The sequence below is a fragment of the Rahnella sp. BIGb0236 genome, from assembly GCF_004364755.1.
GTDB lineage: Bacteria > Pseudomonadota > Gammaproteobacteria > Enterobacterales > Enterobacteriaceae > Rahnella > Rahnella victoriana.
Map to the genome: position 1 here is coordinate 398,053 of NZ_SOAO01000005.1, position 14,491 is coordinate 412,543.

Below are 14,491 nucleotides of genomic sequence, written 5' to 3' on the forward strand. Positions count from 1 at the left end.
CCCACTCCTTTCTGGCTAATGCACGGTGCATCAACCTTTCGTAAAACGTATACTGGTACTTGTATAATAAGTTCACAGGTCTGTCCGACACTCACTTCTTACAGGTTTCACTACTTTAAAGAGCACTCATATGGAATCCACAGACACCAGACGCCTATATCAACAACTGGCTGCCACGCTCAAGGAACGCATCGAAACAGGTTTATATCCGGTTGGCGAGAAGCTGCCTGCCGAACGTCTGATTTCGGATGAAATGGATGTCAGCCGCACCGTGGTGCGCGAAGCGATCATCATGCTGGAAGTGGAAGGTTATGTAGAAGTGCGTAAAGGGTCGGGAATTCATGTGATGTCAAACCAGCAGCGTCATCTTGTCGTGCCCGATTGCGGCAGCGAGTTTGGCACCGCCGGTCCGTTTGAGTTGTTGCAGGCACGCCAGTTAATCGAAAGTAATATCGCTGAATTCGCCGCCACGCAGGTGACCAAGCAGGACATCATGCGTCTGATGGAAATTCAGGAACACGCCCGGCAGGAAGACCGCTTCCGTGATTCTGAGTGGGATTTGAAGTTCCATGTGCAGGTCGCGCAGGCTACGCAAAACAACGCACTGGCCACCATCGTCGAGAAGATGTGGAGTCAGCGTTTGCATAACCCTTACTGGCGCAAGCTGCATGAACACATCGACGAGAAGTCGATCGAAAGCTGGTGTGAGGAACACGATCTGATCCTCAAAGCGTTGATCCGTCGTGATCCGCACGCCGCCAAGCTGGCGATGTGGCAGCATCTGGAAAACACCAAACAAATGCTTTTCCGCGCCACCAGTGATGATTTCGAGTTTAACGTAGACCGTTATCTTTATTCAGAAAACCCGGTTGTTCATCTCGATCCGCCTTTGCTGAACAGCAAATAAATTCCACTTAAGGCAGGTTTTCTTCCCCAACCTGCCTTTTTTCTCCCTCTGTGCCCTTCTCCCCCTCACCTGTCAGATACTGTCGGGTAGTGTCAGTCAATGTAAAACCCTTTTCCATAACGTGCTGCGGACTTAAATGATCCGTCGCAACGCGCTATATTTACCTGTCTGAGGTATTGTTATTTTGTTACAGTTAGACCACTTTTTTTACCCGTTCAGGCCGTGTGTAACACGCCGAAAAACGTGTAAACCCCCGAACCGCGTTTGACCAGAAAGCCCGCCAGGGAAGAGGCGACCTTATCAGCAAAACAGGCTGCGTCGAGACACATTCTCCGCTGATGTTTTTTTCGCTGACCCACTGCAAATGATGGAGTTTTACGACACAGATGGAAATTATCAGTTCGCTTATCGATGCCTTGTGGCAACAAGATTATAAAACCCTGGCTAATCCGCAGTTGGTCTGGGCGTTGTACCTGATTTTATTCATGATTATTTTCCTGGAAAATGGTTTGCTGCCCGCTGCGTTTTTGCCGGGCGACAGCCTGCTGATTTTGGTTGGCGTACTGATTGCCAAAGACGCGATGAATTTCCCGCTGACGATTTTCCTGCTCACCAGCGCCGCCAGTCTGGGCTGCTGGCTGAGTTACGCACAGGGGAAATGGCTCGGCAACACCAGGCTGGTTCAGAGCTGGCTGGCACATTTACCGGTGCATTATCACGAACGCGCCCATGCGCTTTTCCATAAACACGGGCTTTCCGCGCTGTTAGTGGGCCGTTTTCTGGCCTTTGTGCGCACCCTGCTGCCAACGATTGCCGGTCTGTCTGGCCTGAGCAACAGCCGCTTTCAGTTTTTCAACTGGGTCAGCGGATTGCTGTGGATCCTGATCCTGACATCGCTGGGCTATTTCCTCGGAAAAACGCCGCTGTTCCTGAAATATGAAGATCAGGTGATGAACTGCCTGATGCTGTTGCCGGTGCTGTTGTTGATCGGCGGACTGGTCGGTTCGATTGTGATGCTGTGGCGTAAAAAACACGCCGACCGCCAGAACAAAGGCAAAAACGCATAATGAGCCGCAGATTTCTCAAACGTTCATTTATCTGGCCTGTGGTGCTGATGCTGCTGGCCACGGCCGCGGTGCTCGGGCTGGCGGTGTCCCGTCTTCCGGCGCCGGCCAGCGCCCTGCAAATCCGTCCTGCCAGAGCAGGCGTCGCGCTACCCGACGGTTTTTATGTCTATCAGGGCCTGAGTCAGCGCGGCATTCATATCAAAAGCATCACCCCGCTTAACGACGGTCTTGTGGTACAGCTGGATTCCGCCTCACAACGCAAAATGGCCGAAACCGTGTTGCAGGATATTTTACCTGCCGGGTTCGTGATCCAGTACTGCGAACCGCCGCACGCCAAAGCCTGGGTGGCGAAACTGGATCGTGACCGCCTCAAGTTCGGATAAGCCAGCGCTCAGGATTTGTCTCATATCACCATATATTCAGTGGTGATATGATTGAGCGGCTAGTTATTCAAAAAACACATCAACAAATGGAATTAAGTGCCACACTCACTTAATGGTCAAAAGGAAGCCCGACGATGAAACTCACTTTATCTGCCCTCACGCTTGTCCCTGCCTTACTGTTCACCACCGCTGCTCTGGCCGCACCTCAGCATGAAAGCTGCGTCACCAAGCAACAGGAAATCCAGAAACAGATCGACGAAGCCCGTGCGCATAAAAACCAGAACCGCGTTGACGGTCTGGAGAAAGCCTTGCGCGAAAATCAGGCGCATTGCACCGATGCGGGTCTGAAAGCGGAAAACCAGAAACGTGTTGAAGAGAAACGTGAAAAAGTTGCCGAACGTGAGCAGGAGCTGAAAGAAGCTCAGGCGAACGGTGATCACGAGAAAATCAGCAAGAAACAGCAAAAACTGGAAGAAGCCAGGTCTGAACTGAAAGAGGCTGAAAGCCGTTAATCGCTTGTCAGCCTGACAGATTTTGTCTCACGCCATAGCGGATTTTTCAGTGAACTTGCCTTTTGAAACAGACAATTCGCATTTGCGATCACCTGAATATCCGCTATGTTAAAAGTTCGAATCAGTTAACGTATGGAGTGACTTACACATGGCTAGTAATACATCAGAACAACTGCGCGCTGAACTCAAGTCATTGGCGGACACCCTGGAAGAAGTTCTCCAGACCTCTACCGACAAGCCGAAAGCTGAACTCGACAAACTGCGTGGCAAAGCAGAATCCCTGCTGAAAGATACCCGCGAACGTCTGAGCGATACAGGCGATAAAATTGCCTATCAGACTAAAGAAATTGCCGGCAAAGCTGACGATTACGTGCATGAAAAACCCTGGACGGGCGTCGGTATTGGTGCCGCGGTCGGTGTTGTGATTGGCGTTCTGTTAGCCCGTCGCTGATTATGCCTGAACCGATCAAACCTTCACCGCAAGGTCCGGGTAAAGGGCTGTTTGACATCGTTTCCCGCATCGCCACCGTGGTGGTGAGCATTGTTGAAACGCGTGTCCGTCTGGCCGTGGTTGAGCTGGAAGAGGAAAAGGCCAATATTTTCCAATTGCTGCTCATGGCTGGCATTACCCTGATCTTTACTGCCTTTGGTCTTATGAGTCTGCTGGTTGTTTTATTCTGGGCCATTGACCCGGCCTATCGTCTGACGGCGATAGCCACGACAACCGGCGTTTTACTGCTTCTGGCCGTGATCCTCGGCGCGATGACGCTGGCGAAAGCCAAACGTTCAACCCTGCTGAGCCTCACCCGTAAGCAACTGGACGTCGATCGTGCCCTGCTGGAAAAGGATGACGAGCAATGAGTATTCCGAACCGTGCTGTCGAAAAAGTCAGGTTGCTGCGCAAGATTGAACGTCAGCGCGGCGAGCTTTCTCAGGCCGGTTCAGACTGGCTGGAGGCCACTGCCAAAGTGGATCACTACTGGGTAAAACTGGTGGATATGCGTAAATATCTGGTCGTAGGCTCAAGCCTGCTGGCGGTTTACGGTATCCGTCATCCCAGTGCCGTTATCCGCTGGTCCCGGCGTGCTTTCGGCATCTGGGGTACGGTCAAATTGTTCCGTAAAACCATCGGCAACAAATAGCGCAACCTCCTTCCTGTAAAAAGGGCTGACTGGAAACAGGCAGCCCTTTTCTTTTTGAATAACAATCTGGTGGCTGTTCAATTTATTTGAATCATTCAGACAGATTTACTTGCTAACATAACTTATTCATCCGACTTATTATCTCGTCATCAACTGATGCGGTAACGGCAGGAAACATTTTCCGACCGTACCGGTAATACTTAAATAATTGAGCCTGATTTGGGCTACAGGAATGATGATGAATAAGTTAAACGACACAGCTTTACTGGTTGCCCGTATTTTGATGCCAATTCTGTTTATTGTTGCAGGCTGGGGAAAAATTAACGGTTACACCGCAACGGCGGGTTACATGACATCCATGGGCGTGCCAAGCTTCTTCCTGCCACTGACTATCCTGCTTGAATTCGGCGGCGGTCTGGCGATTCTGTTTGGTTTCTTTACCCGTACTACTGCGCTGATCACGGCCATCTTTACTATCCTGACCGCCCTGATCTTCCACACTGATTTTGCACAGGGCGTGAACCAGATGATGTTCATGAAAAACCTGTCCATCGCGGGTGGTTTCTTCGTCCTGTTTGCTTCCGGTCCTGGCGCATTCAGCATCGACCGCCTGATCAAGAAAAACTGGTAATTGCTCCGACACCAGGGCGCAGTAACCAGACTATAATGAAATAAGACAAGAATACCTGCAGGGCGATGTGATTTATCACCTCGCCCTTTTTTATGACGTATCTGCACATCTCCCCTGAATCATTCGGGTTGCATCAAAGCGGCTCAAAGGAGGATGGGAAAGGAGGAAACATGGGACAACTCGTGAATGGCGTTTGGCAGGACACCTGGTACGACACCAAATCGACCGGCGGTCATTTCAAACGTTCAGCAGCGCAGTTCCGCAACTGGATCACACCGGATGGCGCGCCGGGCGAGCATGGCGTCGGGGGCTTTGCCGCTGAACGCGACCGTTATCATTTGTATGTTTCGCTGGCCTGTCCGTGGGCGCACCGCACTTTACTGATGCGTACCCTGAAAGGTCTGGAAGACATTATTCCGGTGTCTGTGGTGCATCCGCTGATGCTGGAACACGGCTGGACATTTGGTACCGACTTCCCGGCTGCCACTGGCGATGATTTGTATGATCTGAATTACGCCTATGAAATCTATCTGCGGGCGCAGAACGATTACACCGGCCGCGTCACTGTGCCGATCCTGTGGGATAAAAAACAGCAGACCATTGTCAGCAATGAATCCGCCGATATCATCCGCATGTTCAACAGTGCATTTGATGCCACCGGCGCCAAAGCCGGGGATTATTATCCGCAGGCGTTGCGCTCAGAGATTGATGCAATTAATGAGTGGGTGTATCCGCAGATCAACAACGGCGTGTACAAGGCAGGGTTTGCGACGTCTCAGGAAGCCTATGATGAGGCGGTTGATGGCGTGTTTGCTGCGCTGGAACGCGCCGAGGAGTTACTGGGCAAGCACCGCTATCTGACCGGCAATCATCTGACCGAAGCCGATCTGCGTTTATGGACCACGCTGGTGCGGTTTGATCCGGTGTACGTCACGCACTTTAAATGCGACCGCTACCGCATCAGCGATTACCCGAACCTATACGGTTTCCTGCGGGATATCTACCAGATGCCGGGGATCCGCGACACGGTGAACTTCGCGCACATCCGTCATCACTATTTCCGCAGTCACGCCACCATCAATCCGTACGGCATCATTTCCACCGGACCGGCGCAGGATTTAGACTCTGAGCACGGCCGCGATACCCGTTTCTGATTTCGTTCCGCGCCTTCCCCTTTCACAGGGGGAAGGCGTGGGTATGGGCTTGCTCTATGACTTCGCTTCCCGCGTCGCCAGTAACCGGGGAATTTCCCGAAGGAACCAGGCTTTTGCCTCGCCCATGCTGTCACGACGCCACGCCATAATAATGTCAGTTTCGCGGTTATATTCCGCACTCACCACCCGCAGACGCCCTTCCTCGATGTCTTTTTCCACCATCGGATAAGGCATCGTCGCCACGCCTAATCCCGCCAGCAAGGCTTTGCGCTTCTCTTCAATGGTACTGACGGTCAGACGCTGCTGTTTATCCAGCAACTGCACGGTTAAGACCGGACGCTCACGGGCAGTATCCGCCACCGCAATCCCGCGGTATTTCACCCGGCTGACTTCAGACAACGGCTCGGCTTCGAGATGGATCGGATGATCCGGCGCGGCCACATACACGCTGACCAGCTTATACAGTTTGCGGCTGTTGATTTCAGTCGAGGAACGGAAATGCATATCCGGCGCGATCACGATATCCGCGCGGCCCTGCTCGAGGCGCTCCCACGCACCGGCCAGCACTTCGGTGATCAGCGAAACCTGCGTATTGGCTTTCAGCGCCAGTTTTTCAATCAGCGGGAACAGCTGCGCGGCAGGCGATAAGGCTTCACAAACGATGGTGATGTGCGTTTCCCAGCCACGTGCTAACGCTTCGGCATCCACCGTCAGTTTGTCAGCGGCTTCCAGCAACACACGCCCGCGTTCGAGCAGCATCCGGCCAACATTGGTGAATTTTGTCCGATGACCTGAACGGTCAAACAACACCACGTCCAGCTCCTCTTCCAGTTTCTGCATGGTGTAGCTCAGTGCAGACGGGACGCGGCCCAGCTCATCAGCGGCGGCGGCAAAACTCCCTCTGCGGTCAATCGCATCCATGACCCTTAAGGCTTCCAGTGTGAGTGCGCGATCCTTAGCCATTCTCTTCTCTTTCAGGAAATTTGAATATAGCGACCAGATTAACTGGCTAACAATCACACGTCCAGACGCTTACCATTTATACATCGAAATTTTTAAGAGAGGCGACCGCCATGATTACCAGCAGAACGGCAAAAGAGTGCGGTACCGCTGACTTTGGCTGGCTCCAGGCGCGGTATACATTTTCCTTCGGCCATTACTTTGATCCTAAACTGATGGGCTATGCGTCCCTGCGCGTCCTGAATCAGGAAGTGCTGGCGCCCGGTGCCAGTTTCCAGCCACGCACCTATCCGCGTGTGGATGTGCTGAATCTGGTGTTACAGGGGTCGGCGGAATACCGCGACAGCGATGGGAACAGTATCCGGGTCAGCGCCGGTGAAGCGGCGTTGCTGTCGACACAGGCGAATGTCACGTACAGCGAACTCAATACCAGCGCCAGCCAGCCGCTGACGCGCATGCAATTGTGGCTGGATGCCTGCCCGGAACATGAGAATCCGTTAACCCAGAAAATGGTGCTGCCGGAGGCCGCGCATTTCCTGCTGGCCTCGCCGGACGGCGAAACGGGCAGCCTGCAACTGCGGCAAAATGTCTGGATCCACCAACTGACACTGGCGGCGGGGGAAGAGATAACCTTGCCCGTTCGCGGACCCCGCGCCTATTTGCAGTCCATTCACGGGCAGATTAACGCGCAGGGTTCGGTCAGCCACGAATCACAAAAACTGGCCTGCGGCGACGGCGCGTTTATCCATCAGGAAAACAGCCTGACCGTTTCTGCCAGCACGCCATTACGGGCGCTGCTGATTGATATGCCGGTGTAGAACGTCCCCTAAATCATTCAAATTGCAGGAAGGCGGCAAACGAATGAATCCCGATGAACTTACTGAAGTCAGTGATTCGGGTGAGTAAGGGCAGCCAGCGCACCAGCAGTTTGAAGGGTGACGGGAAAAAGACGAAAGCCCGCGCAGATTGCTCTGCGCGGGCTTTCTTTTTGACGAGGGAGTTGACCGTTAAGCCGGGTTCTGTCGTGGACAGTCATTCGTCTAGGCCAGCAATCGCTCACTGGCTCAAGCAGCCTACCCGGGTTCAGTACGGGCCGTACCATGTGAACCCCTATTTGGCCTTGCTCCGGGTGGAGTTTACCCTGCCACGGACTGTTGCCAGCCGCGCGGTGCGCTCTTACCGCACCCTTTCACCCTTACCTGATCCCGCTTGCGCGGGCCATCGGCGGTTTGCTCTCTGTTGCACTTGTCGTAAGCTCGCGCTTCCCAGGCGTTACCTGGCACCCTGCCCTATGGAGCCCGGACTTTCCTCCCCTCCTTCTGTCTCCCCCGGAAGGGACGGCAAAGAAGCGGCGACTGTCTGGTCAACTCCGCGGCGGATAATAGGGTATTACGCCCTATTTGTCACCCTCTTGCTCATCAAGCGCATATTTATACAACGCATTCTTTTTCACGCCGTGGATTTCGGCGGCCAGCGCGGCGGCTTTTTTCAGCGGCAGTTCTTTTTGCAGCAACGCCAGTGTGCGCAGGGCTTCCGCCGGTAAGGCTTCGGTATCCACCTTATGGCCTTCAACGATCAGCACCATTTCGCCGCGACGGCGCGTTTCGACTTCCTGCACCCAGGCCAGCAGTTCGCCCACCGGCGCGCCGTGAATATTTTCCCAGGTTTTGGTCAGTTCCCGCGCCAGCACCACATAACGCTCAGGCCCCCAGACCTCCACCATGTCCTGCAAACTGTCCAACAGGCGGTGGGTAGATTCGTAGAAAATCAGCGTGCGCGGTTCTTCGATCAGTGCCTGCAACGTATCCTTGCGGGATTTGGTTTTGGCGGGCAGAAACCCTTCGTAACAGAAACGGTCCGAAGGTAAACCGGCGGCACACAACGCGGTGATCGCCGCACAGGCACCGGGCAACGGCACCACGCGGATCCCGGCTTCGCGGCAGCGACGCACAAGGTGATAGCCGGGGTCATTGATCAGCGGTGTACCGGCATCCGACACCAGCGCAATGGTCTGGCCTTCCTGCAATTTTGCCAGTAAATGCTCGGCTTTCTGCTGTTCGTTGTGATCATGCAGCGGATACATTTTTGCGCTGATGGCGAAATGTTGCAGCAGCAATCCGGTATGGCGGGTATCTTCTGCGGCAATCAAATCGACACTGTTCAGAACGGCCAGCGCGCGTTGGGTAATATCCCCTAAATTGCCAATTGGCGTGGGTACGATGTACAGCGTTGACGCAGAAATATCTGCTTGATCGTCTTGATTCATTGTTTCATCCGGATTGCCGATTTAATATTGAGCATCTTGAAAAAACATCACTGGAAACTGAATGCCTTCCTCAATGACCTTTCGTACCCGTTCGGGACGTTTACTCCCTGCCATTATCGTGGCGATGCTTCTTGCCAGCTGTACCGGTCAGGCGCCACAGGCACCGACTGAAAGTGTCCAGGGTGCAGCATCCGGCAGCTCTGACTATTATCTGCAGCAGGCGCAGCAAAGCGGTGATGATAACAAGGCTGACTGGCAATTGCTTGCGGTGCGTGCCCTGATACGTGAAGGCAAAGTGCCTCAGGCGGCTGAGCAACTGGCGAAAGTGCCGCAAAATCTGACGGACGCACAAAGCGTTGAGCAGAAACTGACCAGCGCAGAAGTGCAGGTGGCGCAGAAAAATGCGCAGGCCGCCGCAACCACACTCAGCCAGATAGACCCGTCAAACCTGACCAACGATCAGAAAGCGCGTTACTATCAGGCGCAAATCGATGCCAGTCAGGGCCGCACCAGCCTCGGCCTGATCCGCGCTTATATCGCGCAGGAACCGCTGTTGCAGGGCAAGCCCCATCAGGACAACATTGATCAAACGTGGATGGCGCTGACCCAGATGTCCGCGCAGGACGTCAACAGCATCGTGATCAATGCCGATGAAAATACCTTGCAGGGATGGCTGGATTTACTCAGCGTCTGGCAAAGCAACAAGCAGGATCCTGATCTGCTGAAAGCCGGTATCAAAGACTGGCAGCGCCGTTATCCGGTGAACCCGGCAGCGAAAAACCTGCCGACGCAGCTCAATAATGTGCTGAGCTTCCAGCCTGCCTCGACCGGTAAAATTGCGCTGTTCCTGCCGATGAGCGGTCCGGCACAGGTTTACGGTAACGCCATTCAGCAGGGCTTTACCGCTGCCATGAACGGTCAGGTCAGCCAGCCAGCACCACAGGCGGCACCGGTTGATCCTAACGCCCAACCGCAGGATCAGACCGACCCGAACGCAGCCGTCAGCACTTCTGCGCCAGACGCCGCAGCGCAGGACACGCAGCCACAAACCGATCCTGCTCAGGCTCAGCCTGCGGCAACCCCTGCCGCTGCGCCCGTAGCCAGCAGCAACGCGCAGGTGAAAGTGTATGACACCAACGGTCAGCCTCTGGCCGCGCTGCTGACGCAGGCGCAGCAGGATGGCGCGACGCTGGTTGTCGGTCCGCTGCTGAAAGATCAGGTCAACGAACTCTCTTCTGACCAGACCCCGCTGAATGTTTTAGCGCTCAATCAGCCAGAAACTGAGAAAAACAGCCCGAATATCTGTTACTTTGCGCTCTCGCCGGAAGACGAGGCACAGGATGCTGCGCGCCACATGTGGTCTGAGCAGAAACGTATGCCGCTGTTACTGGTTCCGCGTGGCAACTTCGGCGACCGTATCGCGCAGGCTTTTGCTAACGAATGGCAGAAACTGGGCGGCGGCACCGTTCTGAAACAAGGTCTCGGTTCAGGCAGCGAATTGCGTTCTTCTATCGGCAGCGGTATCCGTCTGACCGGTACACCGGTCATCGCCACTGATGCCGCCGCGCCGGCACAAGCGCAGGGCGTGACGATTGGTGGCATTACCATCCCGGCTCCGCCGACAGATGCCCAGATTACACAAGGCAGCACCGGTGGCAGCGTGGATTCCGTTTACGTGGTGGCGACGCAAAGTGAACTGACGCTGATTAAACCGATGCTGGATCTGGCCGTGAATGGCCGCGCGCATCCGGCTGTCTACGCCAGCTCCCGCAGCTATCAGGCAGGTGCAGGCCCGGATTATCGTCTTGAAATGGAAGGCGTGCAGTTCAGCGATATTCCGTTGCTGGCGGGCGGCAATCCGGCACTGATGCAGCAAGCTACCGCGAAATTTGGTAACGACTACTCGCTGGTTCGCCTTTACGCGATGGGGATTGATGCCTGGAGTCTGGCGAATCATTTCTCCCAGATGCGCACATTGCCTGGCTTCCAGGTATCCGGCAGCACCGGCGATCTGAGCGCCAATAGCAACTGTGTGATCCACCGTAAATTGCCGTGGCTGCAATACCGTCAGGGTTCGCTGGTGCCGGTTTCTTCCTAAGAGAAAACTGAAACAGCCGCGCCGGGATCGGAATTCTCAGCCATTACAGGTACAAGGACGTACTGATGAAGTCTTTTTTGTCAAAAACGCGGGCGTGCGGCGATAAGTACGAAACGTTTGCACGACGTTATCTCGAAAAAGCCGGGTTAACCTTTGTGGCGGCCAATGTGGCCTGCCGTACCGGTGAAATTGACCTGATCATGCGTGACCAGCAAACCTGGGTGTTTGTTGAAGTCCGTTACCGGCGTAACGACAGTTTTGGTGGCGCGGCAGCCAGCGTAACGGTTCAAAAACAGCAGCGCCTGTTACGCGCTGCGTCCTTCTGGCTTGCAGGACACAATGCAAGCTTTGACACATCATCTTGCCGTTTTGATGTTTTTGCCATCACCGGCAGCCAGATAGAATGGCTGCGTGATGCCTTCAATGCGGAATAAATATTACGACGACTGACTGGACGAAAACCCGTGCTGGATAGAATCAAAGTCTGCTTTACAGAAAGTATCCAAACTCAGATTGCGGCGGCAGAAGCCTTGCCAGACGCGATTTCCCGCGCCGCGATGACGCTGGTGCAATCGCTGCTCAACGGCAATAAAATTCTGTGCTGCGGCAACGGCACCTCTGCGGCAAATGCTCAGCATTTTTCCGCCAGTCTGATTAATCGTTTTGAAACTGAACGTCCGAGCCTTCCTGCAATCTCATTATGTGCAGATAACATTGTGCTGACGGCGATTGCTAACGATCGTCTGCATGAAGAAATTTATGCCAAACAGGTGCGCGCCTTAGGTCAGGCGGGCGACGTTCTGCTGGCCATTTCTACCCGCGGCAACAGCCGTGATATTGTCAAAGCCGTTGAAGCAGCGGTAACCCGTGATATGACCATTGTGGCATTAACAGGTTATGACGGCGGCGAGCTGGCGGGTTTACTGGGGCCACATGATGTGGAGATCCGTATCCCTTCCCATCGCAGCGCCCGCATTCAGGAAATGCATATGCTCACAGTCAACTGTCTCTGTGACCTGATAGATAATACGCTGTTCCCACACCAGGACGATTAAGGAGATCCAATGAAGGCGAGTCCTCTCTTTGCTGTATTGTTAAGCGCCCTTCTGTTACAAGGCTGTGTCGCCGCTGCGGTTGTTGGTGCAGCTGGCGTTGCCACAAAAACAACGACTGACCCGCGTACGGTCGGTACTCAGGTTGATGACAGCACGCTGGAAGCCCGTGTTTCCAACGCGGTAAGCAAAGATAAACAACTGAAAGATGAAGCCCGTATCGTGGCTACCGCGTATCAGGGCAAAGTCCTGTTAACCGGCCAGGCACCGACTGCGGATATGGCCGCCCGCGCGAAACAAATCGCATTGGGTGTCGACGGCGCAACGGAAGTGTATAACGAAATCCGCACTGGTAAACCGGTGAGCATGGGCACCGCGTCAATGGACACCTGGATCACCACCAAAGTCCGTTCGCAGTTGCTGACCAGCGACTCGGTCAAATCGTCTAACGTGAAAGTCACCACCGAAAACGGCGAAGTGTTCCTGCTGGGTCTGGTCACGCAGGAAGAAGGTAAATCAGCGGCAGGGATTGCGGCAGGCGTGAGCGGTGTGAAACACGTCACCACGGCGTTTACTTACGTTAAATAACTCTTCCAACAGATATCAGCTAAATGCCGGTCGCTCAGGATGACCGGCATTATTTTTTTGAAGGAAACCTCCCTATTCTCCTCCTTTCTTCTCTGGAATATTCCGCTTCCCTCGTACTTACATTTTCAGCATTTCTGCGTGGCTTCCCCACTATCCGATGCTCTTTAACTACTTCTGAAAACATTATTTGAACTTGCGTAGTACCGGTACCCTGTTCTTCATACTGATGTCACGCCTTCCTTGGCTATATCTTTCAGGCACGCAATACTTTTTATCCCCCTTCACTTTGTCCTAGCAATTCATGCTGATTTGGCAAAAATTATAACGGAACTCTCTGCCTTTCCGGCCTGCAACTTCCCGCGTCTTGCCGTAAAATCCCCTTCATCTGTAAGGATTAATTTTACATAAGGAATGTGAGATGGCAGGACAACCCGCCGCCCGTCAGGGCGATGCCACGCTGTACGGCGGCCCGATAGTTCAGGGCTCCGCCAGCGTGCTGATTGGTGCGCCTTCCGGTATTGCCTGCTCGGTCTGTCCCGGCGGACTCATAAAGGGCAATCCGGTCAACCCGTCGCTCGGCGCCAAGGTGCTGCCGGGCGAGACCGACCTGACGCTCCCCGCGCCCGCCCCCCTGGTCATTCACCGCAGCTACAGCAGCTACCGCACGCCCACCCCCGGTCCGGCCGGGCTCTTCGGCCCCGGCTGGCAGGGGGCGTTTGACGTCAGCCTGCAGGTCCGTCCCCGCGCCCTCATCCTTAACGACAACGGCGGCCGCAGCCTGCACTTCGACGCCCTGAGCGCCGGGGAGATTGTCTACAGCAGCAGCGAGAAGCTGTGGCTGGCACGCGGCGGCGCGGCTGACCTGGCGGACGCGCGCCACGCGCTGTTTTTGCTCTGGCAGTCGCTGCCGCGGCGTCTTCGTGAAGACACCCACCACTACTTTGTCAGCAACAGCCCGCAGGGGCCCTGGTGGGTCTTCGGCTATGTCCCGCAGGTGCCCGCCGCTGACGCCGTGCTGCCCGCCCCCCTGCCGGTGCACCGCCCGCTGCTGTGCGTGGCTGAGCGGACCGGCCACCAGCTGCGCTACCTGCGCGACGTCGGCGGTGAGTTTGCCGGACGGGTCACCGGTGCGGTGGACGGCGCCGGGCGGCGCTTTCGTCTGGCACTGACCCGCCTCGCGCTGCCGGCGTTATCCCGCCCGGACGACGACGGCATCCGCCTGACCGCCGTGCATCTGCTCTCCGCCCCCGGCTTTACGGCCGTTCCCGCGACGCCGCTGGCGCGCTATGAGTACGGCCCGCGCGGCGAGCTGACGGCCGTGTATGACCGGGCGGGCGTCGCGGTGCGCGGGTTTGAATACGATGCGCAGCACGCCGGGCGCATGGTGGCTCACCATTATGCGGGACGTCCGGTGACGACCTATGAATACAATGCGGACGGCAGGGTGATACGCCAGCATAACCCCGGCGGGCTGGACTACCGGTTTGAGTATGACACCGACCGCACCACCGTCACCGACGGCCTCGGGCGCCGCGAGGTGTACCACTTCGCCGGTGAGAACGGCCTGCGCCGCCTGATAACCCATGAGCGCGCCGACGGCACCACCACGCACAGCGACTATGACGGCCACGGGCGCCTGACGGCCACCACGGATGCGGCCGGGCGTAAAACCGAGTTTGACCTCGACGTCGCCAGCGGCAGCCTGTGCGGCATCACCGCCCCCGACGGCAG

At 55.4% G+C, this 14,491-nt stretch carries 17 protein-coding genes and 1 other RNA gene; 15 read left to right on the forward strand and 3 right to left on the reverse strand.

The features are described 5' to 3' along the window. Positions 1–130 precede the first annotated feature (130 nt). The 9 genes from exuR (at position 131) to EDF78_RS13460 (ending at position 5,796) form a co-directional block, all read left to right on the forward strand. Positions 131–907: a transcriptional regulator ExuR gene (gene exuR, locus EDF78_RS13420; protein ID WP_095924453.1), complete on the forward strand. Its 777-nt coding sequence runs from the start codon at positions 131–133 to the stop codon at positions 905–907. A gap of 386 nt (positions 908–1,293) precedes the next feature. Beyond that, entirely contained in the window at positions 1,294–1,974 is a 681-nt protein-coding gene (locus EDF78_RS13425) for a DedA family protein (RefSeq protein ID WP_133823283.1), read from the forward strand. Continuing rightward, a complete protein-coding gene (gene mzrA / locus EDF78_RS13430) occupies positions 1,974–2,357 on the forward strand; it encodes an EnvZ/OmpR regulon moderator MzrA (protein WP_095924451.1) in 384 nt (127 codons plus the stop codon). The genes EDF78_RS13425 and mzrA overlap by 1 nt, the downstream gene beginning before the upstream one ends. 134 nt (positions 2,358–2,491) lie before the next feature. Then, a complete protein-coding gene (locus tag EDF78_RS13435) occupies positions 2,492–2,869 on the forward strand; it encodes a DUF1090 domain-containing protein (protein WP_095924450.1) in 378 nt (125 codons plus the stop codon). Between the two features lie 148 nt (positions 2,870–3,017). Further along, positions 3,018–3,320 (forward strand): YqjD family protein, encoded by a 303-nt coding sequence (locus tag EDF78_RS13440; RefSeq protein ID WP_013577208.1) that lies wholly within the window; start codon positions 3,018–3,020, stop codon positions 3,318–3,320. A gap of 2 nt (positions 3,321–3,322) precedes the next feature. Next, complete coding sequence (locus EDF78_RS13445) at positions 3,323–3,730, forward strand: phage holin family protein (RefSeq protein ID WP_131693799.1); 408 nt, start codon at positions 3,323–3,325, stop codon at positions 3,728–3,730. Continuing rightward, positions 3,727–4,011, forward strand: a complete 285-nt coding sequence (locus EDF78_RS13450) for a YqjK-like family protein (RefSeq protein WP_095924448.1) — start codon at positions 3,727–3,729, stop codon at positions 4,009–4,011. The genes EDF78_RS13445 and EDF78_RS13450 overlap by 4 nt, the downstream gene beginning before the upstream one ends. Positions 4,012–4,249: 238 nt before the next feature. Continuing rightward, entirely contained in the window at positions 4,250–4,642 is a 393-nt protein-coding gene (locus EDF78_RS13455) for a DoxX family protein (RefSeq protein WP_095924447.1), read from the forward strand. 170 nt (positions 4,643–4,812) lie between these two features. Continuing rightward, positions 4,813–5,796: a glutathione S-transferase family protein gene (locus EDF78_RS13460; RefSeq protein WP_133823284.1), complete on the forward strand. Its 984-nt coding sequence runs from the start codon at positions 4,813–4,815 to the stop codon at positions 5,794–5,796. A gap of 54 nt (positions 5,797–5,850) precedes the next feature. On the opposite strand, the gene EDF78_RS13465 is transcribed toward EDF78_RS13460, so the two are convergent. After that, complete coding sequence (locus EDF78_RS13465) at positions 5,851–6,759, reverse strand: LysR family transcriptional regulator (RefSeq protein ID WP_095924445.1); 909 nt, start codon at positions 6,757–6,759, stop codon at positions 5,851–5,853. A 110-nt stretch (positions 6,760–6,869) separates the two neighbouring features. On the opposite strand from EDF78_RS13465, the gene EDF78_RS13475 reads away from it, so the two are divergent. Then, the gene (locus EDF78_RS13475; protein WP_133823285.1) at positions 6,870–7,574 is read left to right on the forward strand and encodes a pirin family protein; all 705 of its coding nucleotides are present in this window, start codon (positions 6,870–6,872) and stop codon (positions 7,572–7,574) included. 174 nt (positions 7,575–7,748) lie between these two features. Here the strand turns inward: EDF78_RS13475 and rnpB are convergent. After that, positions 7,749–8,127, reverse strand: an RNA gene (gene rnpB / locus EDF78_RS13480) — RNase P RNA component class A. A 25-nt stretch (positions 8,128–8,152) separates the two neighbouring features. Then, a complete protein-coding gene (gene rsmI, locus EDF78_RS13485; RefSeq protein WP_095924442.1) occupies positions 8,153–9,022 on the reverse strand; it encodes a 16S rRNA (cytidine(1402)-2'-O)-methyltransferase in 870 nt (289 codons plus the stop codon). Positions 9,023–9,083: 61 nt separating this feature from the next. Here rsmI and EDF78_RS13490 point away from each other — a divergent pair, with 61 nt between their 5' ends. From EDF78_RS13490 to EDF78_RS13510, 5 genes are all read left to right on the forward strand, one after another. Further along, entirely contained in the window at positions 9,084–11,120 is a 2,037-nt protein-coding gene (locus EDF78_RS13490; RefSeq protein WP_133823286.1) for a penicillin-binding protein activator, read from the forward strand. 65 nt (positions 11,121–11,185) lie between these two features. Then, the gene (locus tag EDF78_RS13495) at positions 11,186–11,554 is read left to right on the forward strand and encodes a YraN family protein (protein ID WP_095924440.1); all 369 of its coding nucleotides are present in this window, start codon (positions 11,186–11,188) and stop codon (positions 11,552–11,554) included. 30 nt (positions 11,555–11,584) lie between these two features. Further along, positions 11,585–12,175: a DnaA initiator-associating protein DiaA gene (diaA, locus tag EDF78_RS13500; protein ID WP_013577230.1), complete on the forward strand. Its 591-nt coding sequence runs from the start codon at positions 11,585–11,587 to the stop codon at positions 12,173–12,175. A 9-nt stretch (positions 12,176–12,184) separates the two neighbouring features. Further along, entirely contained in the window at positions 12,185–12,760 is a 576-nt protein-coding gene (dolP, locus tag EDF78_RS13505) for a division/outer membrane stress-associated lipid-binding lipoprotein (RefSeq protein WP_119822427.1), read from the forward strand. Between the two features lie 418 nt (positions 12,761–13,178). Further along, positions 13,179–14,491: DUF6531 domain-containing protein (locus EDF78_RS13510; RefSeq protein WP_133823287.1), on the forward strand; the 1,313-nt coding region annotated here is incomplete at its 3' end.

What these genes read in the sequence shown, in the direction of transcription:
- exuR (WP_095924453.1), top strand. Translation starts at nt 131, where the DNA reads ATGGAATCCACAGACACCAGACGCCTATATCAACAACTGGCTGCCACG.
- EDF78_RS13425 (WP_133823283.1), top strand. Translation starts at nt 1,294, where the DNA reads ATGGAAATTATCAGTTCGCTTATCGATGCCTTGTGGCAACAAGATTAT.
- mzrA (WP_095924451.1), top strand. Translation starts at nt 1,974, where the DNA reads ATGAGCCGCAGATTTCTCAAACGTTCATTTATCTGGCCTGTGGTGCTG.
- EDF78_RS13435 (WP_095924450.1), top strand. Translation starts at nt 2,492, where the DNA reads ATGAAACTCACTTTATCTGCCCTCACGCTTGTCCCTGCCTTACTGTTC.
- EDF78_RS13440 (WP_013577208.1), top strand. Translation starts at nt 3,018, where the DNA reads ATGGCTAGTAATACATCAGAACAACTGCGCGCTGAACTCAAGTCATTG.
- EDF78_RS13445 (WP_131693799.1), top strand. Translation starts at nt 3,323, where the DNA reads ATGCCTGAACCGATCAAACCTTCACCGCAAGGTCCGGGTAAAGGGCTG.
- EDF78_RS13450 (WP_095924448.1), top strand. Translation starts at nt 3,727, where the DNA reads ATGAGTATTCCGAACCGTGCTGTCGAAAAAGTCAGGTTGCTGCGCAAG.
- EDF78_RS13455 (WP_095924447.1), top strand. Translation starts at nt 4,250, where the DNA reads ATGAATAAGTTAAACGACACAGCTTTACTGGTTGCCCGTATTTTGATG.
- EDF78_RS13460 (WP_133823284.1), top strand. Translation starts at nt 4,813, where the DNA reads ATGGGACAACTCGTGAATGGCGTTTGGCAGGACACCTGGTACGACACC.
- EDF78_RS13465 (WP_095924445.1), bottom strand. Translation starts at nt 6,759, where the DNA reads ATGGCTAAGGATCGCGCACTCACACTGGAAGCCTTAAGGGTCATGGAT.
- EDF78_RS13475 (WP_133823285.1), top strand. Translation starts at nt 6,870, where the DNA reads ATGATTACCAGCAGAACGGCAAAAGAGTGCGGTACCGCTGACTTTGGC.
- rsmI (WP_095924442.1), bottom strand. Translation starts at nt 9,022, where the DNA reads ATGAATCAAGACGATCAAGCAGATATTTCTGCGTCAACGCTGTACATC.
- EDF78_RS13490 (WP_133823286.1), top strand. Translation starts at nt 9,084, where the DNA reads ATGCCTTCCTCAATGACCTTTCGTACCCGTTCGGGACGTTTACTCCCT.
- EDF78_RS13495 (WP_095924440.1), top strand. Translation starts at nt 11,186, where the DNA reads ATGAAGTCTTTTTTGTCAAAAACGCGGGCGTGCGGCGATAAGTACGAA.
- dolP (WP_119822427.1), top strand. Translation starts at nt 12,185, where the DNA reads ATGAAGGCGAGTCCTCTCTTTGCTGTATTGTTAAGCGCCCTTCTGTTA.